At 70.0% G+C, this 22,115-nt stretch carries 23 protein-coding genes and 1 pseudogene; 19 read left to right on the plus strand and 5 right to left on the minus strand.

The window, feature by feature from the left end; all coding sequences use genetic code 11:
• Window positions 1–57 precede the first annotated feature (57 nt).
• The 3 genes from ACIA5H_RS20300 to ACIA5H_RS20310 are packed head-to-tail and all read left to right on the plus strand — an operon-like array spanning window position 58 to window position 3,304.
• Window positions 58–831, plus strand: coding sequence for an ATP-binding cassette domain-containing protein (locus tag ACIA5H_RS20300; protein ID WP_356966957.1), 774 nt, complete (start codon window positions 58–60; stop codon window positions 829–831).
• The gene (locus ACIA5H_RS20305; protein ID WP_364430040.1) at window positions 828–2,066 is read left to right on the plus strand and encodes an ABC transporter permease; all 1,239 of its coding nucleotides are present in this window, start codon (window positions 828–830) and stop codon (window positions 2,064–2,066) included. The genes ACIA5H_RS20300 and ACIA5H_RS20305 overlap by 4 nt, the downstream gene beginning before the upstream one ends.
• 29 nt (window positions 2,067–2,095) lie before the next feature.
• Entirely contained in the window at window positions 2,096–3,304 is a 1,209-nt protein-coding gene (locus ACIA5H_RS20310; RefSeq protein WP_356966961.1) for an ROK family transcriptional regulator, read from the plus strand.
• Between the two features lie 5 nt (window positions 3,305–3,309).
• Here the strand turns inward: ACIA5H_RS20310 and ACIA5H_RS20315 are convergent, their stop codons facing one another.
• Entirely contained in the window at window positions 3,310–4,557 is a 1,248-nt protein-coding gene (locus ACIA5H_RS20315) for a hypothetical protein (protein ID WP_379254140.1), read from the minus strand.
• Between the two features lie 226 nt (window positions 4,558–4,783).
• On the opposite strand from ACIA5H_RS20315, the gene ACIA5H_RS20320 reads away from it, so the two are divergent.
• From ACIA5H_RS20320 to ACIA5H_RS20350, 7 genes are all read left to right on the plus strand, one after another.
• The gene (locus tag ACIA5H_RS20320; protein WP_397077058.1) at window positions 4,784–5,470 is read left to right on the plus strand and encodes a crotonase/enoyl-CoA hydratase family protein; all 687 of its coding nucleotides are present in this window, start codon (window positions 4,784–4,786) and stop codon (window positions 5,468–5,470) included.
• A gap of 6 nt (window positions 5,471–5,476) precedes the next feature.
• Window positions 5,477–6,067: a TetR/AcrR family transcriptional regulator gene (locus tag ACIA5H_RS20325; RefSeq protein ID WP_397077059.1), complete on the plus strand. Its 591-nt coding sequence runs from the start codon at window positions 5,477–5,479 to the stop codon at window positions 6,065–6,067.
• Window positions 6,068–6,354: 287 nt separating this feature from the next.
• Window positions 6,355–7,707 (plus strand): flavin monoamine oxidase family protein, encoded by a 1,353-nt coding sequence (locus ACIA5H_RS20330; protein WP_397077060.1) that lies wholly within the window; start codon window positions 6,355–6,357, stop codon window positions 7,705–7,707.
• A gap of 59 nt (window positions 7,708–7,766) precedes the next feature.
• Window positions 7,767–8,216, plus strand: coding sequence for a universal stress protein (locus ACIA5H_RS20335; RefSeq protein ID WP_355075693.1), 450 nt, complete (start codon window positions 7,767–7,769; stop codon window positions 8,214–8,216).
• A 60-nt stretch (window positions 8,217–8,276) separates the two neighbouring features.
• On the plus strand, window positions 8,277–8,771 hold the full coding sequence (locus tag ACIA5H_RS20340) for a CrcB family protein (RefSeq protein WP_355075695.1): 495 nt from the start codon (window positions 8,277–8,279) through the stop codon (window positions 8,769–8,771).
• A complete protein-coding gene (gene crcB, locus ACIA5H_RS20345; RefSeq protein ID WP_379254143.1) occupies window positions 8,768–9,136 on the plus strand; it encodes a fluoride efflux transporter CrcB in 369 nt (122 codons plus the stop codon). The genes ACIA5H_RS20340 and crcB overlap by 4 nt, the downstream gene beginning before the upstream one ends.
• Window positions 9,137–9,269: 133 nt before the next feature.
• Window positions 9,270–10,271 carry a cation diffusion facilitator family transporter gene (locus ACIA5H_RS20350; protein WP_397077061.1) on the plus strand — a complete coding sequence of 334 codons (1,002 nt, stop codon included), beginning with the start codon at window positions 9,270–9,272 and terminating at the stop codon, window positions 10,269–10,271.
• A gap of 44 nt (window positions 10,272–10,315) precedes the next feature.
• On the opposite strand, the gene ACIA5H_RS20355 is transcribed toward ACIA5H_RS20350, so the two are convergent.
• Window positions 10,316–11,734: an amidase gene (locus tag ACIA5H_RS20355; protein WP_356966977.1), complete on the minus strand. Its 1,419-nt coding sequence runs from the start codon at window positions 11,732–11,734 to the stop codon at window positions 10,316–10,318.
• 943 nt (window positions 11,735–12,677) lie between these two features.
• Here ACIA5H_RS20355 and ACIA5H_RS20360 point away from each other — a divergent pair.
• From ACIA5H_RS20360 to ACIA5H_RS20370, 3 genes and pseudogenes are all read left to right on the plus strand, one after another.
• A pseudogene (locus tag ACIA5H_RS20360) lies at window positions 12,678–13,073 on the plus strand (FUSC family protein); the annotation flags it as partial.
• Window positions 13,074–13,472: 399 nt separating this feature from the next.
• Entirely contained in the window at window positions 13,473–13,925 is a 453-nt protein-coding gene (locus tag ACIA5H_RS20365; RefSeq protein WP_355075977.1) for an SRPBCC family protein, read from the plus strand.
• A 31-nt stretch (window positions 13,926–13,956) separates the two neighbouring features.
• Window positions 13,957–14,610 (plus strand): SDR family oxidoreductase, encoded by a 654-nt coding sequence (locus tag ACIA5H_RS20370; RefSeq protein WP_397077062.1) that lies wholly within the window; start codon window positions 13,957–13,959, stop codon window positions 14,608–14,610.
• 1 nt (window position 14,611) lies between these two features.
• On the opposite strand, the gene ACIA5H_RS20375 is transcribed toward ACIA5H_RS20370, so the two are convergent.
• Window positions 14,612–15,865 (minus strand): cytochrome P450, encoded by a 1,254-nt coding sequence (locus ACIA5H_RS20375; protein ID WP_397077063.1) that lies wholly within the window; start codon window positions 15,863–15,865, stop codon window positions 14,612–14,614.
• A gap of 106 nt (window positions 15,866–15,971) precedes the next feature.
• Here ACIA5H_RS20375 and ACIA5H_RS20380 point away from each other — a divergent pair, with 106 nt between their 5' ends.
• Entirely contained in the window at window positions 15,972–16,442 is a 471-nt protein-coding gene (locus tag ACIA5H_RS20380) for a helix-turn-helix domain-containing protein (RefSeq protein ID WP_356966983.1), read from the plus strand.
• 244 nt (window positions 16,443–16,686) lie between these two features.
• Here the strand turns inward: ACIA5H_RS20380 and ACIA5H_RS20385 are convergent, their stop codons facing one another.
• Window positions 16,687–17,910, minus strand: a complete 1,224-nt coding sequence (locus ACIA5H_RS20385; protein ID WP_397077064.1) for an Ig-like domain-containing protein — start codon at window positions 17,908–17,910, stop codon at window positions 16,687–16,689.
• Between the two features lie 194 nt (window positions 17,911–18,104).
• On the opposite strand from ACIA5H_RS20385, the gene ACIA5H_RS20390 reads away from it, so the two are divergent.
• From ACIA5H_RS20390 to ACIA5H_RS20405, 4 genes are all read left to right on the plus strand, one after another.
• On the plus strand, window positions 18,105–18,509 hold the full coding sequence (locus ACIA5H_RS20390; protein ID WP_379254147.1) for a GNAT family N-acetyltransferase: 405 nt from the start codon (window positions 18,105–18,107) through the stop codon (window positions 18,507–18,509).
• Between the two features lie 72 nt (window positions 18,510–18,581).
• Entirely contained in the window at window positions 18,582–18,878 is a 297-nt protein-coding gene (locus ACIA5H_RS20395) for a DUF6285 domain-containing protein (RefSeq protein ID WP_379254148.1), read from the plus strand.
• Entirely contained in the window at window positions 18,875–19,870 is a 996-nt protein-coding gene (locus tag ACIA5H_RS20400) for a phosphotransferase family protein (protein WP_397077065.1), read from the plus strand. Before ACIA5H_RS20395 ends, ACIA5H_RS20400 begins: the two co-directional genes overlap by 4 nt.
• 7 nt (window positions 19,871–19,877) lie before the next feature.
• Window positions 19,878–21,140, plus strand: a complete 1,263-nt coding sequence (locus ACIA5H_RS20405) for an acyl-CoA dehydrogenase family protein (RefSeq protein ID WP_397077066.1) — start codon at window positions 19,878–19,880, stop codon at window positions 21,138–21,140.
• Between the two features lie 6 nt (window positions 21,141–21,146).
• On the opposite strand, the gene ACIA5H_RS20410 is transcribed toward ACIA5H_RS20405, so the two are convergent.
• Window positions 21,147–21,821 (minus strand): class I SAM-dependent methyltransferase, encoded by a 675-nt coding sequence (locus ACIA5H_RS20410; RefSeq protein ID WP_379254151.1) that lies wholly within the window; start codon window positions 21,819–21,821, stop codon window positions 21,147–21,149.
• 114 nt (window positions 21,822–21,935) lie between these two features.
• Here ACIA5H_RS20410 and ACIA5H_RS20415 point away from each other — a divergent pair, with 114 nt between their 5' ends.
• Window positions 21,936–22,100: a hypothetical protein gene (locus tag ACIA5H_RS20415; RefSeq protein WP_355075720.1), complete on the plus strand. Its 165-nt coding sequence runs from the start codon at window positions 21,936–21,938 to the stop codon at window positions 22,098–22,100.
• Window positions 22,101–22,115 lie beyond the last annotated feature (15 nt).

The raw sequence follows: 22,115 nt of genomic DNA on the forward strand, positions 1-22,115 counted from the left end.
TCCGCGGTTCGATGAGGGGATTGCGGAAGGGGCTCCATCCTTCGGAGGAGCCACCCCATGTCCGAACTGCCGGTCATCGAATTACGCGGATTAGAGAAAAGTTTCGGTCCGGTCCACGTCCTGCACGAGGTCACCTTCAGCGCCTTCCCCGGCGAAGTGACCGCACTTGTCGGCGACAACGGCGCGGGCAAGTCCACGCTGGTCAAATGCATCGGCGGCACCCATCCGATCGATGCGGGCGAGTTCCTCTTCGATGGCGCGCCGGTGCAGGTGCACAGCCCGCGCGACGCGGCGGCGCTGGGCATCGAGATCGTCTACCAGGACCTCGCGCTCTGCGACAACCTCGACATCGTCCAGAACATGTTCCTCGGCCGGGAGCGCAAGCGCGGTCTCGTGCTCGACGAGTACGCGATGGAGGAACTGGCCGAGAAGACGTTGGCGAGCCTGTCGGTGCGCACCGTCAAGTCGGTCCGGCAGCAGGTCGCCAGCCTGTCCGGCGGCCAGCGCCAGACGGTGGCCATCGCGAAAGCCGTGCTGTGGAACAGCAAAGTGGTGATCCTGGACGAGCCGACGGCCGCGCTGGGCGTCGCGCAGACCCAGCAGGTGCTCGAACTGGTCCGCAAGCTCGCCGACCAGGGCCTGGCGGTGGTGCTGATCTCGCACAACATGAACGACGTCTTCGCGGTGTCCGACCGGATCGCCGCACTCTATCTCGGCCGGATGGCCGCCCAGGTACGAACCTCCGACGTGACGCACGCGCAGGTCGTCGAATTGATCACGGCAGGCCGTAGCGGCGCGCTCGGCCTCGAGGCGAGCGGAGCGACCCGATGACCGCGGTGACCACCGAGCGGCGACCGGTGGCGGCGCCGGTGACCGACCTGATGAGCGACTACGTCGGCCGCGTGCGCGGCGGCGACATGGGGGCGTTGCCCTCGGTGATCGCGCTCGTCGTCCTGTCGGCCGTCTTCTGGGCGGCGCGCCCGGTCTTCATGTCCGAGGCCAATTTCGCCAATCTGTTCACCCAGGGCGCGGCGATCGCGGTGATCGCGATGGGATTGATCTTCGTGCTGCTGCTGGGGGAGATCGACCTGTCGGCCGGGTTCACCAGCGGGGTCTGCGCCGCCGTGCTCGCGGTGCTGCTCACCGACGAAGGGTGGCCGTGGTATTCGGCGGTGCTGGTCTCGTTGCTCACCGGGATGGTGATCGGACTGGTGATCGGCACGGTCGTGGTGAAGATCGGGATCCCGTCGTTCGTGGTGACGCTGGCGGCATTCCTCGCGTTGCAGGGCGTGGCGCTGAAGATCATGGACAACGGCCGCAACATCTCCATCCGCGACGAGACGATCGTCGCCATCGCGAACAAGAACGTGCCGCCCTTGCTCGGCTGGGCGCTGTACGCGGCACTGGTCACGGGTTTCGCCCTCGTGCAATACCGGAAGTGGCGGGCGCGCACGAAACTCGGGCTCACCGGCACGACGGCGCGTGTGGTCGTGGTGCGAGTCGTGCTGCTGGCGCTCGTGGCCGGCGCGGCGGTGCTGGTGCTCAACGGCGAGCGCAGCCGCAATCCCGCGGTGCACTCGCTGACGGGGATGCCCATCGTGGTGCCGATGATCGCCGCGCTGTTGCTGCTGTGGACGTTCGTGCTGGACCGCACCGCGTTCGGGCGGCACGTCTACGCCGTCGGCGGCAACGCGGAGGCCGCCCGGCGCGCGGGCATCGCGGTGGATCGAGTGAAGATCACCGCCTTCGTGCTGTGTTCGACGATGGCGGCGGTGGGCGGACTGATCGCTGCCTCGCGCGCCAACTCCGTCGACCCGAATACCGGCGGCAGCGACGTGCTGCTCACCGCGGTCGGCGCGGCGGTGATCGGCGGCACCAGTCTCTTCGGCGGCCGCGGGCGGATGCTGGACGCGGTGCTCGGCGCCGCGGTGGTCGCCGTGATCAACAACGGCATGGGGCTGATGGGCTACAGCGCGGGCACGAAATTCGTTGTGACAGGATTTGTGCTGCTCTTGGCGGCCGGAGTGGACGCCCTCTCCCGTAAGCGTGCGCTCCCGCGGCGATGAATCCCAGCCCTGTGACGAAAGCCCGGTGAATGCGAGCAGCACCTTCGCCCGATGAGATCCGCACGCGCAACCTCGCCGCGCTGCTGCGGCACGTCCACCGTGACGGGGCGGTGTCGCGTGCCGCGCTCGCCGAGCGAATGGGATTGAATCGCAGCACGATTCTCGCGCTCACCACGGATCTGGCGGCGGCGGGCCTGGTCAGCGAGGAATTGCCGGGCCAGACCGGACGGGCGGGCAGGCCGTCGCTGGTGGTGCGTCCGCAGGCCGAGCGGGTCTACGTCGTCGCGCTGGACGTCGGCGCGGACCGGCTCGCCGCCGCACGCGTCGGACTGGGCGGGTCGGTGCTCGAGCGCACCGCGACCGCCCGTCCCGGCGGCGCGTTCGACCCGGACGACGTGATCGCCGCGCTCGCGGCGATGGCGCGGGAGATGATCGCGGCGGCCGCTCCGGACGCTCGGTGCGTCGGCGTCGGGGTCGCGTTCTGCGGCATGGTCCGCGAGGCGGACGGCGTCGTGCGGTACGGGCCGAATCTCGGCTGGGTGGACGTCGCGTTCGGCGCCGAGCTGACGCGGGAACTCGCACTCGGCCTCCGCGTCGCGGTCGGCAACAACGCCAACCTCGGCGCGCTGGCCGAACGCGAACGCGGTGTGGGCGAAGGCTTGGCGAACCTGATCTACCTGCACGGTGATGTCGGCATCGGCGGCGGCATCATCATGAATGGCGAATTGCTCGGCGGGGAAGGCGGTTACGGCGGGGAAGTCGGGCACATGATCGTGAATCCCGGTGGGCGGCCGTGCGCCTGCGGTTCCCGCGGCTGCCTCGAGGCCGAAGCGGGTGAACTCGGGTTGATCGCCGCGGCGGGACGGACCGATCCGGCGGGACAGGCGGCGGTCGACGCGATCGTCGAGTCCGCCGCCCGTGGCGACGCGGTGGCCCGCGACGCGCTGCACCAGGTCGGTGAATGGCTCGGCTACGGCGTCGCCAATCTGGTGAACATCTTCAATCCGTCGATGGTGGTGTTCGGTGGCGTGCTGCGGGAGATCTATCTGGCCTCGGCGGCCCAGGTGCGCAGCCGCGTCGCGGTGAACGGCCTGCAAGCCGTCCGCGAGCGGGTCAGGTTGCGCACCAGCGCGCTGGCGGGCGACGCGACCTTGATCGGAGCCGCGGAACTGGCCTTCACCGACGTGCTCACCGATCCGTTGCAGACCTTGTCCCGCAAGCAGGCCGCGCGCGCTTGACGGGTTCAGGCGGCGCCCGCCGCGCTGAACTCCGACAGGTGGGCGGTGAGCAGTCGTACCCGCACCCGCTGTTCCTCGGTGGTTTCCTCGGGGTGGTGGATCTCTATGCTCAGCCGGTCGTCGAAGGTGCTGATGATGATGGTGCCGCTCGGCTGCTGGAGCCGGTGCCCGGTCTTGTCGGGCTTGCCGAGCATGATCGAGCGGAAGTCGGTGATCCGCAACTCGTCCGGCACCCTAGGCCTGCGCACTCGTCCCCAATTGGTGGCCAGCACGATTCCCGGTGCGCGCGGCGGGGGACCGGCGGCGATCTCGGGTATGTGCAGTGGGGTCTGCTGCACGATGCCGGTGTCCAGGCCGGCGCGCAGCGTGTCGCTGATGCCGCGGGCCAGTTCGACCAGTGTCGTGCCGGTCCGCGGCGCGGGGATGAAATTCGCGAAGCCGAGCACGTTGGTGCCTTCGGTCATCCCGATCGGCGGGGACACCCGGGTACGCAGGTCGACCGAGTAGGTGTAGGCCAGCTCGGTCAGCGGCAATCCGCGCAGCTCGGCCTCGGTGAGCAGGATCGCGGCCGAGGCGAGACCGTTGATCGTGGTGTGCTCCCGGTGCCCGAGTTCGATCAGCGCGGTGGTCTGCTGCCGGGTCAGTCTGCAGCGCGCGGTGCGCGGGACGAGGTAATCGGGATCGTCCGGGCCGGAGTAGCTCCGAGCGACGCCCACCGGGCGGTGCGGCATGACCGGTGTGTCGATCTTCCGCACGCCGCGCTCGCGCAGCAGGTCCTCCACCGACCGCGGGAAGCCGTGCGGCGGCAGTTCGGCGGATCGCCTCTCGGTGCGGTCGGTGTAGCACGACCACAGCTCGCCGAACACGGCCAGCGAATGATAGGCATCCGCGACGCTGTGGTGGGTCACCAACGTGATTCCGGCGGTATCGCCGTCCCGCACCACGCACAGCGAGGAGAGCGCTCTGCGCTGGTCCAGCCTGGCTCCGGTGAGCAACCGCTCGGGATCGCCCGCGGCGACCGTCAGCTCCGGTGTGGCGCCGTGGGATTCGAGCAGCAGGTGGCCGCCGCGGCCGTCCGGCTCGAGGTGGGCGCCGAGGATGGGACGGGAGCGAACCACGGCTTCGAACGCCGCCGACAGCGCGGCGAGATCCAACCGACCCGCGACCCGAATCGAGTAGCCGACGAGTACTTCGCTGTTGGCGAAGATCGCCTCGCTCGGCGCCAGCGGGCGGATGACGGTTGCTGCGGTCATGTCGCTTCCTTCACCTGAGCCTGTCCAGAGGCTAGCCCGAAGCCCGGACGCGCCAGGCTTTTTCGGCAGCATCGTGTGTTTCCTGTATCGGGCGGCCGTTGGCCGCTGTTTCGCGTCGTTGTCACAACGACACCTTGTTCGGGTCCGGTCGTCCGACCCCGCAGCTCGCGGTTAGCCAGCGGCCCCTAGAGTGATACTCTAGAGTCCTGCTCTAGAGGAGGCTGCCATGACCGAACTCGTCACCTACCGGCTGGACGGCGGCGTCGCCACGATCACGCTGGACGACGGCAAGGCGAATGTGATGTCCGAGAACATGCTCGGCGCCATCGCCGCCGCCCTGGACCGGGCCGAGGCGGACCGGGCGGTCGTCCTGTTGACCGGCCGCGCGCGCGTTTTCTCCGCTGGCTACGACCTGGCGACGTTCTCCCGATCCGCCGACGACATCCGCCGCACCTTGCGTGCCGGCGGCAACCTGGTGCACCGGCTGCTCGGCTTCCCGTATCCCGTCGTGGCGGCATGCCCTGGGCATGCCATCGCCCAAGGCGCGTTCACGCTGCTGGCCACGGACGTACGGTTCGGCGTATCGGGGGATTTCAAGCTGGGTCTCAACGAGGTCGCGATCGGGCTGACCATTCCGCACTACGGTGTGGAGCTGGCGCGGCACCGGCTCACCGCGCCTGGCTTCGACCGGGCGGCGAACACCGGGATCCTGGTCTCGCCCGAAGAAGCCAGAGAACTGGGCTTTCTCGACGTGCTCACCACCGATGCCGACGACCTGCGCACGCGCGCGACGGCCGAAGCGCACCAGTTGACCGGAATCGACTTCGCGGCGCACACGGGTACGAAGCTGCGTGTGCGCGCTCAGGTGCTCGCCGCGGTCCGTTCCGGCATCGATGCCGAGTTCGGCGGGTAGCTCGCCGTGCGCACCCGCGAGCGCATTCTGGCCGAAGCCACGGAACAGCTCCTGGCCAAGGGGTATGCGTCGTTCACGGTGGCCGGTGTGCGGGATCGGCTCGGTTTGTCCAGCGGCAGCATGTTCCACGCGTTCGGTTCGAAAGCCGAATTGGCCGCCGCGGTCTATGTCTCCGGGATGCTCGACTACCAGCGGACGATGCTGGCGTGCCTCGATGCGCCGGATGTCGGCGCCGAGCAAGCGATCCGCGCGATGCTCGCGGCTCATCTCGGCTGGGTGGAAGACCATCGCGACCTGGCCCGGTTCCTGTTCGCCACCTTGCCGGACGAGGTAACCGGCTTCGCGGAACCAGAACTCGCCCAGCACAATCGGGTCTTCTTCGATGCGCTGGCACGCCGGTATCGAGAGCTGCTCGGAACCGCGGAACCGGGTGGCGGCGGCTATCCGATGGCCCATGCGATCTGTGCCGGACCGGCGCAGGAGTACTGCAGGCAATGGGTGCGCGGACGTGTCACGGCGCGACCGCGCACGCTGACGGCGATCTTTCAAGAGGCCGCCATCGCCGCCATCGCCGCCCTCGCCACGCTGACTCGCTAGGCGGCGGCCGCCGTAGGCCAACCGGCGCAGCGGGTTCGGGTGGCGATGCGGCGAACACCGCGATTGCCACGGCTTCGGCCGAGTGGCGCGTCCCGCCTCGGCGAGCCCGAGATGTGCAGCCGTCGATGACACCGAACCGCCGGTCGGTCTCGCGTGCAGTCGGACCGCGCCGGGCGGCGGGGAGTCGGGAGCATCGGGGCCCGTCGATGCGCCGCGAATCGGTTGCGGAACGGCGACGGGTGATCAACAGTGGTTGTCGAGTTTCGGTGCTGCGACGGGAGGCCACCATGGACCGTACGGACGTCGTTGTCGTCGGTGCGGGATATGCCGGGCTGTGCGCGGCGCGGGCGTTGCGAGCGGTAGGCCGGGATGTCGTCGTCCTGGAGGCGAGCGATCGCGTCGGCGGTCGCACCCGGACCGCGCGGGTCGGCGCCGGATGGGCCGTCGACCTCGGCGGCCAGTGGATCTCGGGCGCGCACACGCGATTCGCCGCGCTGGCCGAAGAGTACGGGGCCGCGACGTACCCACCGCCGGAAGGAGTCGACCTGCTGGTCGAGGGCGTGGTCCGGCGGCGCTTCACCGGAGCCCGCCCACCGCTTCCGACGTTCGTCCTCGTCGTGCTCGCCCAGGCGATGTGGCGGCTGGAACGGATGGCCGCACGGGTGGATCTCACGCGGCCATGGGCCGCGCCGGGCGCCGATCGGCTGGACGCGATGACGGCGGCCACCTGGTTGCGCCGGAATCTGCCGGAGCGGCGGGCGCGGAACCTGGCCGAGGTGATGATCGGCGAGGAGTTGTGCGTTGACGTCGGCAGCATCTCGATGCTCGGTCTGCTCACCACGATCCGTTCGGCGGGCGGCGTCGAGGCCGGAGTCGCCGCCGAGACGGTGAACCGCCTGTTCGTCGACGGCGCCGACGGGCCCGCGCTGGCCGTCGCCGCCGAACTGGGGGACGCGGTGCGTCTCGGTGTGCCGGTGACGCGTATCCGCAGGCGAGCGGATGGCGTTGTGGTGAGTGCCGGCTCCGGTGACGTGCACGCCGAGCACGTGATCGTGGCGGTGCCGCCCACCCTCGCCGGACGTATCGCCTACGATCCGCCGCTGCCCGCCGCGCGCGACCAATTGACCCAGCGCATGCCGATGGGCTCGGTGCTGAAAGCGTTCGCGGTCTACGAGCGGCCGTTCTGGCGGGACGACCTGCTCACCGGCCAATCGCTGAACCTGCACGATCCGGTGCCGGTCACCTTCGACGCGACCCGGCCCGGCGGTCCGGGCGTACTCGGCGCGCTGGTGCCCGGCCGGGCCGCTCAGTGGCTCGCCGCCCTGCCCCCGGCCGAGCGTCGCGCCATGATCATCGGTTCGCTCGTCCGAGCCTTCGGGCACGCCGCCCGCGAGCCGATCGAGTGGCACGAGAAGGTATGGGCGGACGATCCGTACACGCGCGGCGGCTACGGGGCCTTCTTCCCCCCGGGCGTCCTGACCACCGCGGGCTCCGCGCTGCGCGACCCGGTCGGTGCGATCCACTGGGCCGGAAGCGAAACCGCGACGGAGTGGTCGGGCTACATCGAGGGAGCGATCCGCTCGGGCGAGCGCGCGGCCGCCGAAGTGCTCGCGTCCGATCGCTCCACGGCCACGGCGTGATTGCCGTGGTGTTGCTGGAATGCTGGCTCCTGACCCAGCCGAGGGCTCACAATGGAGAGGTGTTCCAGCGGATCGTGGTGGGCTACGACGATTCACCCGGCGCCAGGGCCGCCTTGACGATGGCGCTCGAGTTGGCGACGGTGCACCACGCCACGCTCACGGTCGTCGCGGTCGAGGAGTACCTGCCGCACTACGGACCGGTGGTCGGCGAGATCGAGGACGAACGCTCGATCGGCGAGGTCACCTGCCGCCGCTGGCTCACCACGGCGGCCGAGACCGCCGAACAGCACGGCATAGCGGTGCGGGCCGAGGTGCGGGCGGGTCAGGCCGCGCGCGAACTGGCCACGGCCGCCGCCGATCACGATGCCGACCTGCTGGTGCTGGGGCGCACCGGGCACTCGGGCATCTGGGGACGGTTCATGGGCAGCACCGCGGAGAAGGCCGCCCGGCACGTCGGTTGCTCGGTTCTCGTCGCGCACGACGGCGACGCAGGGGCCGAGCGCCGGTGAGCGCGGCGGCAGTGGTGCCCGGCGGTGGCGCCGCCGCGGACGGTCGGGTAGAAGATCTGCGTGGCGGGTGAACTGACCGAGGAACCGACCGGCATCGCCGATCGCGCGGCCGGCCGCGCTCGCCGGTGGGAATTCTGGCGTACCCACGGCCCGGTATCGGTCGTCGTCGCCTTCGGCGGGGCGCTCGGCGCGCTCGCCCGCTACGGCCTGGCGCAGGGGTTGCCCGCTCGCCCCGGGCACTTTCCGCTGGCCACCTTCATCACGAATGTCGCGGGCTGTTTCGCGATCGGAGTGCTCATGGTCGCGGTAACCGAGATCTGGGCTGCTCATCGGTTGCTGCGTCCCTTTCTCGGAGTGGGTGTGCTGGGCGGGTTCACCACCTTCTCCACCTATGTCAACGAGATCCGCGCCCTACTGCGGCCCGGCACGATCGTCGTCGCGGCCGGTTACCTCGCGGGCACGCTGATCTGCGCCCTGTCGGCGACCCTCGCCGCCATGTGGCTCACCAGGGCGGGATACGAACGTCTGCGACGCGCGCGAAAGGCGGCTCGATGACGGTGTTGCTGGTCCTGGTGGGCGGCGCGATCGGCGCACCGCTGCGGTATCTCATCGATCGCGTGGTGCAGGATCGCCGCGACAGCCTGTTCCCGTGGGGCACCTTCGTGGTCAACCTGATCGGGTGTCTCGTCCTCGGCGCCCTCAGCGGAGCGGGATCGGCGCTGTCCTCGCCGCTTTTCCTGCTGCTCGGCACCGGGTTCTGCGGAGCGCTGACCACGTACAGCACGTTCAGCTACGAAACCGTGCGACTGGCCGAGCGGGCCGCGTATTTCTACGCGGCGATGAACGTGGTCGTCAGTGTCTCCGCGGGGTTGATCGCCACTGTGTCGACTTATGCGTTGGTGCACGCCCTGTTCGGGTGAGGCGTTCCGTCGATTACCTCTGCGACGTGATCCAGCTCACTAGGCTGCTCTGTCGCCCGCCGCTGGTGGTGGGTTAAGCTGACGGAACAGATGCAGATATGCGCATACATCAGATGTGGGAAGGGCTGGGTCGATGGGACACGAACACGGTCACGCGCACGGGCACGCGCTCTCCGGTCAGGCCGATCGCCGGTGGCTGACCATCGCGCTCGCCCTCATCGTCGGCTTCATGTCGGTCGAGGTCGTGATCGGTCTGCTGGCCAACTCGCTGGCCCTGCTGTCCGACGCGGCGCACATGCTCACCGACGCCGCGTCCATTGTCCTCGCGCTCGTCGCGATCCGGCTCGCGGCGCGTCCGGCGAACGGCAAGTACACCTATGGCTACAAACGCGCCGAGATCCTCTCGGCGCAGGCCAACGGCGTCACGCTGCTCGTGCTGGCGGGCTGGCTCACCTACGAGGCCGTGCGCCGCCTGCTGGAGCCGCCCGAGGTGACCGGCGGGCTCGTGCTGGCGACCGCGCTGGCCGGTGTGGTGGTCAACATCGCGGCCACCTGGGCGATCGGCAAGGCCAACCGCGCCAGCCTCAACGTGGAAGGCGCCTTCCAGCATGTGCTCAACGACCTGTACGGGTTCATCGCCACCGCCGTGGCCGGCCTCGTCGTGCTGACCACCGGCTTCGCCAGGGCGGACGCTATCGCCACGCTCATCGTCGTCGCCCTGATGGTCAAGGCGGGGCTCGGGCTGGTACGCGAATCCGGCCGGATCTTCCTGGAGGCCGCTCCCGCGGGCGTCGATCCGGACGCGTTGGGGCGCGGGCTGGTGGGCATCGATGGCGTCGACGAGGTGCACGATCTGCACGTCTGGCAGATCACCTCCGGTGACATCGCGCTGTCGGCGCATGTGCTGGTCCGGCCGGGCGCCGACTGCCACGGCCTGCGCCAGCGGATCGAGCACCTGCTCGACCACGACTACGGCATCACCCACACCACGTTGCAGGTCGACCACTCCCATGCCGTCGCCTCCTCGCCCGCGGTGGACGCGCAGCGCCTGCTGCCGGTGCTGGAGGACCACTGCGACGACGCCCACGGCCCGGTGCACCGCGACCGTCCGTCGTCCGCGGCGAATGTCGTCTGACCCACCGACCGCCACGCGCACGGACGACGCGAACATCGGATGGCTCAGCGATCCAGGCGGGGGAACGGTCGTTCGGCCTCGATCAGGTAGGCCAGCTCCAGCAGGGTGCGCTCGTTGCCGCGGGTGGCGGCGAACTGTACGCCGATCGGCAGTCCCGCGTCGGTCAGGCCCGCCGGAACCGTGATCGCCGGCGTTCCCGTGATGTTGTTGATCGGCGTGAAGCAGACGTAGGCGCGCAACCGCTCGATGAGTTCGTCGAAAGGCACGGTCGGGCTGAGATAGCCGAGCTCCGGCGTGGTGTGACCGAGCGTGGGGAGCAGCACCGCGTCGTAGGGTCCGAGCGCCCGCTCGTAGGTGGCCGCCGCCGCGCGGAGCCGGTAGAGCGTGAGCGGGGCGTGCAGTGCCCGGCGCAGGAACAAGGCGCGCAGGCCCACGGTCAGGTCGTCCACGCGGCGCGCGTCGAACCGGCGGTCGAGGAACCGGCCCGTCGTGGTGATCGCGGCCGCGAGCAGGCCCCAATAGTGCAGGAAGGCGCTCTCGATCGCGGCGTCGAACGGCAGCGGCACCGGCTCGACCGAATGGCCGGCTGATTCGAGTGTGCGCGCGACATTTTCGACGGCCGCCCGGGTGGGCCCGGCGGCCAGCGGCCCCGCGAGATTGTCGAGCACCAGCGCTACCCGCATGCGCCGGGTCGGGGGACCGTCGACGCGGCCGATCGGCCGGAGCGCGGGATTGCGCCAATACTGTTCGGCCGCAGCGGCGTACGCGGCCGTATCGCGCACCGTCCTGGTCAGCACACCTTCGCTGACGATGTCGACCGGCAGCGTGCGGGCCAGCCCGGACACCACGTGCCGCCCCCGCGTCGGCTTCAAGCCGACCAGGCCCGCGCACGCCGCCGGAATACGGATCGAACCGCCGCCGTCGTTGCCGTGCGCGATCGGGACGACACCCGCCGCCACCAGCGCGGCCGCACCGCCCGACGAGCCGCCCACGGAATGGCCGGTGTGCCACGGGTTGCGCGTTGGCGCGAGATGCGGGGTCTCGCTGCTGGCGTTGAAGCCGAATTCGGGCATGGCGCTCTTGCCGAGCACGGTGAGGCCGGTGCTGAGGAACTGCCGGGTGTAGCCGCTGTGCGCGCGGGCCGGCCGCGCGCGGAACGCGGCCGTGCCCTGATTGGTCGGCATGCCCGCGACGTCCGTGTTGTCCTTGACGAAACTGGGCACGCCGTAGAAGGCGCCGGTCCGCTCGGCGGGCAGCAGCGGCTCCGCGTAGCTCCGGTAGGCGACGGCCGCCAGCTGTTCCACCCGCTCGGCGCGCGCCACCGCGGCGGCGGCGAGTTCGCGCGGCGACACCGCACCGTCGCGTACCAGCGTGGCCAGAGCGACGGCGTCGTGATCACCGAGTGCGTCGTCGGCGAAGGCGTGGACGCGCGAGGGTAGCGGAAGATGAGCGTCGGCGGTCATGACCCGAATCTAATGTGTCCAGCAGGTAGATCGTCCAGAACAGAAAGGACAACAGGTGGCCGCGACATACCCGGATCCGGTGCCACCGAAGGGCCGAGTCGGCTCGCTGTTGTTCGCTTTGCCGCCCGCGGGCCGGCGGTGGAGCGTGGCGTTGCGTGCCGCGCTCGCGTTCGCCGCTCCCGCCACGATCATCACCGGTCTCGGCCATCCGGATGCGGCGGTGTTCGTCATGTTCGGCGCCTTCGCCGTGCTCTACGGCGAGGGGCGGCCGTTCCGGGTGCGCGGCCGGGTGGTCCTCGCCGCGGGCTCGGCGCTGCTGGCCGCCTGCGGTGTCGGCGCGGTGGTCGGCAGTCTGCTGGACACCGGGTTCGGGTCATCGCTGCTCATGGTCGTCGTGGTGTCGGCGATCGCGGTCGTGGCCGTGTTCGTCATCGACGCGCTGCGGCTCGGTCCGCCCGGTGCGCTGTTCTTCGCGCTCGTCTGCGCGGGCGCGATGAGAGCCGCCGAGGTCGGGACCTCAGTATTGACGCTGTTGTTCTGCACGGCCTGCGGTGTCGTCGCGTCGATTATCGTCTCGATGGCCGGGGTGCTGCGAGATCGCCGCAAGCCCGAACGGGTGGCGGTCGGCGCTGCGGTCCGGGCGGTCGACGCCTATGTCGCGGCGCGGGAGGCGGGAACGCCCGCTATCGACCTGCGCCACCGGGCGGGAGCCGCGATGGCGGACGCGTGGGCCGCGGTCTACGACGCGGGCCTGCCCTCGGACCCAGGGGAAGCCGAGCTGCTGGCGACCTTGCAGGAGGCGCGGCGCAACCTCGCCGGGCACGCCCCCGACGACGACACCGACGATCTGCTGGTCGATCCGTTGGTCTCGTTCGCCCGCCCGGGCATCGGTTTCCGGCTGGAGCGTTCCCTGTCGTTCTCCTCGCACGCGGCGATCAGCGCGATGCGCGTCGCCGTGGGCTGCCTTGGCGCGGGTGCGCTGAGCGCGCTGCTCGGTCTGGAGCGGCCGCACTGGGCGGTGCTCAGCGCCCTGATCGTTCTGCAGACCGGACCGGATCGAGTGCGCGGACAGGTGCGGGCCATCCACAGGTTCGTCGGCACCATCGCGGGCCTCGGTCTGTTCGCGCTCATCTACCAGCTGGGGCCGACCGGTTACGCGCTGATCGCGCTGGTCGCCGCGCTGCAGTTCTGCATCGAACTGTTCGTGCCGCGCAATTACGCGCTGGCCGTCGTCTTCATCACGCCGGTCGCCCTGATCGCGGGTGGAGTCGCCACGACGGGCTGGCCGATCGGACCCGTGATCCGTGATCGGTTGTGGGAGACACTGCTCGGTGTCGCCGTCGCCGTGCTCGCGCTGCACGGCGTCGCGCCCCACGGGCACCGGCGCACCTTTCGCCGGCTGGAAAACCGGGTGCGCACCACCGCGCGCGCCCTGCTCGACCGGCTGCGCCGTAAGCCGATGGACGCCGAAGCGTGGGTGCTGGTCCAGCATCTGCAATTCGAGTTGGTCGGCGTGGTGCGCAGCGGCATCGACTCGGCGACCGACGACCCGGAGTGGACCCGCGAATACTGGCCGGAGCACACGGCACTGGCGCACTTCGGTCATGACCTGCTCGCCGCCTGCTGGGTACTGCGGCCGGGCCAGCGGCTGGCGGACGTGGACGGCTGGGCGGTCCGCTTGGCCGCGGCTCGGTCGGAGCCGGGAGCGGCGTCCGGACCGCCTGCTAGCGTTCGGCGCATGCACGACAGCGTCACGGTCCGGATGGCCGCCCCGGCCGACAAGATCTGGGAACTGGTCAGCGACATCGAGAACACCGGGCGATTCAGTCCGGAGACGTTCGCCGCCGAGTGGCTCGGCGGCGCGACAGGGCCCGCGGTCGGCGTGAAGTTCCGCGGCCATGTCAACCGCAACGGCTGGGGACTGAAATACGCGACGGTGTGCCGCATCGTCGCCTGCGAGCCGGGTCGCGAGTTCGCCTTCACCGTGCTTGGACCACAGGGCATGCCGATCAACACGTGGCGCTATGTTTTCCGGCCGGTGGACGGCGGCACCGAGGTCACCGAGTCGTTTCAGCTGCACAGCAATCCGGTGCTGCGGCTGTATTGGTTGCTGGCCGGGTGGGCGCGCGGCAAGACGAACGTCGAGGGAATGCGCGAGACCCTCAACCGGATCAAGGCCGTCGTCGAATGATCGGGACGCGCGAGACCCGAGGCGGGAAAGCATGACCGGCCCCGTACTCCTCGTGCTCGGCGCCGGTCCCGGCGTCGGGCTGTCGGTCGCCCGCCTGTTCGCCGCCGACGGCTTCACCGCCGTGCTGGCCTGCCGGTTGTCCGAAGAGGCCGAGCCTCTGGCCGAACAGTTGCGCGAGCAGGGGTTCGAGGCGGAGGGCGTCGGCGTGGATCTGCGCGATCCCGCCGACGTGGCCCGAGTCGTCGCGGGGGTCGGCGAGCGGCACGGCCGCATCGACGTGCTGCACTTCAATCCCAGCGTCTTCCGCGAGGCCGATCCGTTGCGGCTGTCGGTCGCCGAGTTGCTCGAGGACCTCACCGTGGGCGCCGGGGCGCTGCTGCCCGCCGTGCAAGCGGCGCGTCCCTTCCTGTCCGAGGGTGCCCGCGTGCTGGTCACCGGCAGCGCGGCAGCGGACAAGCCCTGGCATCGGGCCGCTTCGCTCGGTGTCCAGAAGGCGGCGGTGCGCAACCTGGTGACCAGCGTGGACGCCACCCTCGCGCCCGAGGGCATCCGAGCGGTCGCGGTGCAGATCAACGGCGTTTTCGGCGAGGGAGCGTTCACCCGGGACCGGGTCGCCGGGGCGCTGTACGCGGCGGCCACCCGCCCCGCCGAGGGATGGACGCCGCACGTCTCCTACGACGGCTGACCTACCTGAGCCGGATCGCCGCGAACTCGATGGGCAAGTGCGCGGGCCCGCGCAGATTGACGTGCTCCCGATACGGTGGCGGGTCGACCGTCAGCCTCGGTGACTCGACTCGTTGCGCGAACCGGGTCAACGCCACCCGCGCCTCCAAGCGGGCCAGGGGAGCGCCGACGCAGAAGTGAGCCCCGAGGCCGAAGGCCAGATGGCGGTTCTCGCGCGCCGGGTCGAATCCGTCGGGGTCGCCGAACATCGCGGGGTCGCGGTGCGCGGCGGCGATCAGCAGCACCACCAGATCGCCGCGCTGAATGTCCGCGCCTCCGATGGTCAGATCGTCGGCGGCGATGCGCGGGATCAACTGGACCGGCGGGTCGAAGCGCAGCGTCTCCTCGACGACGCCGGCCGCGCGGTCCGGTTCCGCGCGGAGGGCGGCGAGTTCGTCCGGCCTGCGCAGCAGGGCGAGGGTCGCGTTGGCGATCAGGTTGACCGTCGTCTCGTGCCCGGCGACCAGCAGCAGCGCGCAGGTCGAGATCAGTTCCGCATGGGTGAGCACGTCTCCGGCGTCTTCGGCGGCGATGAGTTCGGACAGCAGATCGGGGCCGGGAGTGTGGCGGCGGCGGTCGGTGAGTTCTTCGAAGTAGGCGTACAACTCGGTCCCGGCGCGCTGGATCTCCGCCGGGTCGGCGCGGAATTGGGCGGCCGCGCGAGAAGTCGGGTCGAGCGTGCGGGACAGCAGGGCGGACCAGGCGCTGAGCTTGGCTTCGTCCGCCAGCGGGACGCCGAGTAGTTCGCAGATCACGGTCACCGGCAGGGGATAGGCGAAGTGATCGACGGCGTCGAAGCCTCCCGCGCGGGCGCGCTGGTCGAGCAGGTCGTCGACGATCTCGATGATCCGAGGCTCCAGTTGCCGGACGACGCGTGGGGTGAACGCCTTGGACACCAGGCGGCGCAGGCGAGTGTGATCGGGCGGATCCAGGAACAAGAACGAGGGTTTCGCTTGGGCCGCACCGTCTTCCCGCGTGCCGTCGTGGATCGGCATCGAGCCCAGCTGCAACCGGGCCAGCGACCGGTCGACGCTCGCGCGTGGATCGCGCAGCACGGCGGCGCAGTCGGCGTAGCGGGTGAGCACGACGACCGGAGCCGTGCCGATCCGGAACGCACCGGAGTCACGCAGCCGCGCGAAGACGGGGTACGGGTCCGGCCGCACGGCGGGGTCGAGCAGGCGCACGTAGTCGTCGGTCGGGTGGTTCGTGGTCGTCATCGACACTCCCAGCTGTCCGGCCCGGAGCGGGCACCGGTCTTGTTCGGTATTATTCCGATACCGTCGGTAGGAAAGCAATACCGATGCGGGATGCGAAAATGTCGCCATGACACTGCGGCGCCCGGTCGACGATTCGGTCACCCGCGTCGTCGAACTACTCGGCGACCGGTGGACCATCCTGCTCATCGCCGAGGCGTTCTTCGGGGTGCACCGCTTCAGCGATTTCGCGCGCAATATCGGCATCACCAACCGCAACCTGCTCACCAGCCGCCTGCGCATGCTGATCGACGCGGGCATCTTCACCCGCACCGACCACGGCGGCGGCCGGGTCGACTATCACCTCACCGCAGCGGGCCGCGAACTGTATCCGATCGTCACCGCGATGATGGTGTGGGGCGACAACCACCTGACCGGGCCGGAGGGCAGGCCGATCGTCCTGGAACATCGCACCTGCGGACACGAGACCTCGCCCATGCTGGTCTGCGACCACTGCCGCGAACCGATCGATCCGCGCGATGTGGAACCCAAGGCCGGGCCCGGCTTCCACCAGCCACCCGGGGCCGAACAAGCAGGTTGAGGGATGTGTGAACCCGGACTGGCCCGCGCTCAATCCAGCTGGTTGACGAACGCCTCGGCCAAGTACAGCGGTAGGAGTAGGTAGTACAGCAGCATCGCCATCGAGCCGGCTCCGATCGTCAACGCGGGTCCCACGCGGTGCCGTCGCGGGAACGTCGCGCAGGGATGGGAGACCGGGTGGTCTCGCGAGTGCAGGAATGTAGTGCAGCTTCCCACCATCGGCAACACCGGGCAGCGTGTCGGCTCTAGTGGAGCGCGCTGCCCTGCACCCACTGCTCCCAGGGCACACCCCAGTCACCGTTCTGCCAGGCCTCCAGCGGGGCTCCGCCCGTGTTGCGGATCTCCACCACGTCACCGGGGACGGCGAAATTGAAGAACCACTGGGCGTTCTCGCCGCTGAGGTTGAGGCAGCCGTGCGAGACGTCGGTGTTGCCCTGGGCCCAGACGGTGGAGTCGAGCTGGTGCAAATAGATGCCGTCGGTGCTGATCCGGGTGGCCCAGCCGATGGCCTCCTTGTAGCCGAGCCGGGAGTTGATCGGCAGGCCGTAGGTGGAGGAGTCCATGATCACCGGATTGGCCTTGTCCATCACCGTGTAGATCCCGGGCTGGGTCCAGAACGTGATCGTCTTGCCTCCGACGACCTCGCTGCCGCCCCTGCCCATCGAGGTCGGCATGGTGCGGATCAGCCTGCCGTTCTCGAAGACCTGGACCTGTTTGGTGTTGTCATCGGCGATCGAGACGTGCGCCGCGCCGATGGTGAACGTGGTCTTGGTGTCCTCTTGGCCGTAGAGCCCGCGGCCGAGTTCCTGGCCGTAGACGTTCGCCGCCACGCTGACCTTGGTGCCCGGCGAGTAGTACTCCCTCGGACGCCAGTGCGCGTTGCGGTCGTCCAGCCAGTACCAGGAGCCCTCCACCGGCGGATCGGTGGTGACCGCGAGGCGCTTCTCCGCCGCGGCGTGGTCGGGAATGTTCTCGTCGAAGTGCGCCACCACCACGGTGCCCACGCCGAACGTGCCGCCGTCGGACAGTGGCGTGCCGCCCGTGGTGGTCAGTGACACCTTCGTCTGGTTGTTGGGGGTCAGCGTGGAGAAGGTCGAGGTGGTCGGGCCGGTTCTGCCGGTGATGCTCAAACCCTCCGCGGTCACGGTGTAGGTGCGGCCGTAGCCGAGCGGCTCGGTGGGTTTCCACGCCGTCTTGTCCGGCGTCATGATCCCGTCGACCGTCTTGCCCTGCTCGTTGGTCATGGTGACCCGGGTCAGCTGGCCGTCGGCGGTGCTCACCTGCACCGGCGCCAGCGGATCGACATTGCCCGCGCCCGAGGAGGGCGTGATCGTGATCGGCGCGGGCGCTGGGCCCGCCGCACCCGGTGTCTTCCCCGGCCCCGACGAGGACGAGCACGCCGCCACGAGCACCGCCATGATCAGGGCGAACCCCGCGACGATTCCGGATCGGACGCGACTGGTCGCCATGAAATCTCCTGTATCCGCCCAGCGCAACGAATGGCGCACCCGCGCCTGTCTATCCCCCTCGCAGTTTACCGACCCGTTTCGCGCGCGAACCCGTGCGGAGCGGGCCCACGGCAGACTCCCAGCCACTACACAGGAAGGGCCTCGGCGGAAAACCGCTGGCTCCCGGGCGGTCGACCTTTCTACCGTCGCGGGGTATGGAGATCGACTACCGATGGCGAGGCGCTCTGAGCGACAGCGAACTGGCCGACTTGACGCGATCGCACGGCGGCGACGCGGACCCGGGATGGTGGGACCGCGCGGCGCGGCACAGCCTCGGCTGGGTCACCGCCCGGACCGGCGCTGACGCGCTCGCCGGTTTCGTCAACGTGGCGTGGGACGGCGGCGACCACGCGTTCCTGCTCGACCCGAAAGTGCGGTCCGAATGGCAGCACCGAGGCATCGGCACCGAACTCGTCGCCAGGGCCGCGCACGGCGCCGGGGCGGCGGGCTGCACCTGGTTGCACGTCGATTTCGAGGATCGCCTCGCGCCGTTCTACTTCGATGCCTGCGGTTTCCGCGCCACGACAGCCGGACTTCTGCGACTGCGCGGCCACGGCTGACGGCCGAAAGTACCGATCGGGACCGCGCCGGTGCGTGCCATGCTGAGGGCCGGAGTCGACCGAGGGGAACGAATGCAGAATCGCCCATCGGCAGCGGAGTTGCTGGACTCGCTCGCCGAGCTGCTCGAGGAGACGCTGCTACCCGCCCTGCCCGCGGGGTTGCAGCACAAGGCGCGGGTGGGGGCCAACCTCGCCAGGATCGTGCGCAGGGAGATCGAATCGGGCCCCGGAGCCGCCGAGCGGGAGCGCGAGCTGCTCGCCGCGGTGGCCGAGGGCGATGACGAGCGACTCTGGGCGGCCCTGGTCTCCGTCGTGCGGGCGGATCTGGCGATCGCCAAGCCGGGCTACGACGCGTGGGCGGCCGAGTGAGCGCCGATCCGGCGCGCGGCTTGGCCGAATTCCTCGGGTCGGGAACCCGCGAGGTGACGGTGTCGAACCTCGAATACCTCTTCGCGGGCGCCCGCCGCCGCAACGTCGCCTTCGAGGCCGATCTGGGCGGCGGGACGCGTCGCCTGGTCGCGACCATCGTGCCGAGCTCGATCGAGCTGGTTCCGGTGGACGTGGAGGCCGCCGTCCGGGAACTGGCGCGCACGCACGGTGTTCCGGCGCCGCCCGTGGTGGCGATCTGCACCGACGCCGCCTATGTCGGGGGCCCGTTCGTGATCTCCGAGCGCGTCGATGGAGAAACCGTGCCGCGCAAGGTGTTACGGCTGGTCGAGGCGTCGGATATCGGCGAACGGGTCGCCGAGCAATTGGGCGAGGCCATGGGGCGTCTGCACGCGATCGACCCGGCGGACGCGCCCGCACGGCTGCCCGTCGCGGCGGCCGATCCCGAGCGCCAGCTGATCGAGGCCGACGAGCAGGTGCGCGCACTCCTGCCGGACCGCCCGGTGTTCGCCCTCGCGCTGCGCTGGCTGGAACGCCACTGCCCGCCCGCGCCGCCACGCACCGCGCTGCTGCACACCGACCTGCGCAACGGCAACATCGTCGTCGGTCCCGACGGCCTGCGCGCCGTGCTCGACTGGGAAGGCGCGCAGCGTCAGGGTGATCCGATGCGCGACGTGGCTTGGCCCGCGCTGCGCATGTGGCGCTTCCGCGCGGACGACCGCGAATTCGGCGGCCTGGCGGGCCGCGAGGCGTTCGTGCGCGGCTACCACCGCGGTGGCGGGAGCTTCGACGAAGACCGGTTCCGCTGGTGGAAGGTGCTGTGCACGCTCGGCTGGGGCGTCGGACTGGCCGGGCAGGCCGCGGCCCATCTGGACGGCAGTGTGCGCGACATCGTGATGGCGGCCAGCGGACGCCGCGTGTCGGAAATCGAATGGGACCTGCTGATGCAGATCCGACCCACTGCGAAAGGCTGAATGCCCGATGGATTTCGAGCTACCTGCGGAACTGGTCGATTACCTCGCCGAACTCGACGCGTTCATCGATCGGGAGATCACCCCGCTCGAGCAGGCCGACGACAACATCCGCTTCTTCGACCACCGCCGTGAGGACGCCCGCACCGACTGGGAGCGCGGCGGCCTGCCGAATGGGGAGTGGGAGGAACTGCTGGCCGAGGTCCGCAGGCGCGCCGACGCCGCCGGTCACCTGCGCTACGCGTTCCCAGCGCACTACGGCGGGCGGGACGGCACGAACCTCGGCATGGCGGTGATCCGCGAGCACCTGGCCCGGCGTGGCCTCGGATTGCACTGCGATCTGCAGAACGAGCACGCCATCGTGGCCAACAATGTCGGCCTGTTGCTCATGCTCGAGTACGGCACGCCCGAGCAGCAGGCGGAGTGGGTGGACGGACTGGCCTCGGGAACGAAGTTCTTCGCCTTCGGCATCACCGAGCCCGAGCACGGCTCGGACGCGACGCACATGGAGACCTCGGCGGTCCGCGACGGCGACGACTGGGTGATCACCGGGCGCAAGACTTGGAACACCGGTGTGCACATCGCCGACGCCGACTTGATCTTCGCGCGCACCTCGGGCGGCCCCGGCGACGCGACGGGCATCACGGCGTTCCTGGTGCCCACCGACGCACCCGGGTTCGTCGTCGAGGAGTACCTCTGGACCTTCAACATGCCCACCGACCACGCCCGGGTCGCGCTGGACGGCGTCCGGGTCCCGGGCTCCGCCGTCTTCGGCGGCGAGGGACGCGGCTTGGCGGTGGTCCAGCACTTCTTCAACGAGAACCGCATCCGCCAGGCCGCGTCCAGTCTGGGCGCGGCGCAGTACTGCATCGACCAGTCGGTGGCCTACGCCAAACAGCGCAAGCCCTTCGGCAAGCCGCTGGCCACCAACCAGGCGATCCAGTTCCCCTTGGTGGAACTGCACACCCAGTGCGAGATGTTGCGCGCCCTCATTCACAAGACCGCGTGGTCGATGGACACCTACGGCACGTTCGCCGTATCCGAGCAGGTCTCGATGTGCAACTACTGGGCCAACCGGTTGTGCTGCGAGGCCGCCGACCGCGCGATGCAGGTGCACGGCGGCCTCGGCTACTCCCGGCACAAGCCGTTCGAGCACATCTACCGCCACCACCGGCGCTACCGGATCACCGAGGGCGCCGAGGAGATCCAGATGCGCCGCGTCGCGGGCTACCTGTTCGGCTTCATGGGCAGCAAAGCGCCGAAGGGCGTGTGAGCCGGGTCAGAGGCGGCGGATCCGGGCCAGCCACGCGGCGGCGTCGACCTGGCCGGACTCGGAGATCTCCAGGTCCGTCGCTTCTTGCGCGACCAAATCGGTGACCCGTCCGCGGTACTGGGTCGCTCGTAGGTCCTCCACCGACCAGCCGTCGCGGAACGACTCCCGGATCAACGTGTCGCTGATCCGCGGCCCGAACCCCGGCTCGACATCCGAGAGCGCGAGAACGTAGAGCGTTCCGCCCGGCTTGCAGACGGCGTGCAGGCTGCGGACGTACGCGGCGCGCGCCTCGTCCTCGGTCCCGAAGACGTGGAACAGCGCGCTGTCGACGACGGTGTCGAACGCGGGCGCGGAGCCGGGCGGGTCACCGGAGAAGTCCGGCCGGTCGCCGAGGGCCAGCGCGTCGGCCACCTCGAACACGGCCGACGGCACACCCTGTTCGGCCGCGTTGGCGCGCGCGTACGCCACCGCGCTCGGCGACATGTCGACGCCCCGCACGTCGTATCCGAGGCGGGTCAGCAGGATCGTGTGCTCACCCGCGCCGGAGCCCGGGTCGAGCACGCGTCCGGTGATGCCGCCGTCCTGCTCGAGCGCGACGATTGCCGGTTGCGGCTCGCCGATCACCCAGGGTGCGGTGTCGTTGTCATAGACGGTGTTCCAGAAATCAGCTGGACGAGTCATGCCACCATGCTTCATCCTCAACCGCCGTTGAGGTCAACCCGACGCGGCCGGGATTGTGCGAGGTCCGGACCACGTACGCTGCGTCGACGCGATGGTCGCGGGTACGCGCCGGGTATGAGCACACCGAATATCGATCCCGAAACGGCGGAGTCGATGCAGCAGGACGCGGATTTCGCCGAGGAGCACACCAAACCGACGCACGCCGACGAGCACCCGGCCGGTGAGCAGCTCGAGACCGATGAGTCGACCCCGCGCGGCCACGGCGGAATGGATCGGTGAGCACGGCGTGGCACG

The sequence above is a fragment of the Nocardia sp. NPDC051900 genome, from assembly GCF_044452545.1.
Taxonomy (GTDB): Bacteria; Actinomycetota; Actinomycetes; order Mycobacteriales; family Mycobacteriaceae; genus Nocardia; species Nocardia sichangensis.